General features: G+C 39.6%; 1 protein-coding gene. It reads left to right on the forward strand.

Going from position 1 to position 447, the window contains the following annotated elements:
* Positions 1 to 172: 172 nt before the first annotated feature.
* Positions 173 to 388: a small acid-soluble spore protein SspI gene (gene sspI, locus RVS70_RS22435; protein ID WP_321134930.1), complete on the forward strand. Its 216-nt coding sequence runs from the start codon at positions 173 to 175 to the stop codon at positions 386 to 388.
* Positions 389 to 447 lie beyond the last annotated feature (59 nt).

Here is a 447-nt window from a genome sequence, read left to right on the forward strand (position 1 = left end):
AAGCTTTTTCCAATCATTCACTTTTTGGTTTTTTGCTGAGTCTATATGTTTCACTGTCTGTGTGGCGCTCCTTTTTTTAACATGATGTTATTATATCGCAAGAACAGCACATAATAAACCAGGTGCATGGTTAGAATATACGTATTACATTTTAGGAAAAGGAGCGTTTTACATGGATCTTAATTTACGTCATGCCGTCATTGCCAACGTAACCGGCAATAATCAGGAACAGCTTGAGCATACAATTGTCGATGCGATTCAAAGCGGTGAAGAAAATATGCTTCCAGGGCTCGGCGTTTTATTTGAAGTCATTTGGCAGCACGCATCCGAAAGTGAGAAAAACGAAATGCTGAAAACGCTTGAAGGCGGATTAAAACCTGCCCAATAAGACATGAAACCGGGTGACTGCGCCCGGTTTTTTTCTTATATAATAAAAACATGATGAGG

The organism is Virgibacillus sp. M23 (genome assembly GCF_034190895.1).
GTDB classification, from domain to species: Bacteria; Bacillota; Bacilli; order Bacillales; family Amphibacillaceae; genus Virgibacillus; species Virgibacillus salarius.

Coding starts and splice junctions, on each gene's coding strand:
- sspI (WP_321134930.1), top strand. CDS start 173: ATGGATCTTAATTTACGTCATGCCGTCATTGCCAACGTAACCGGCAAT.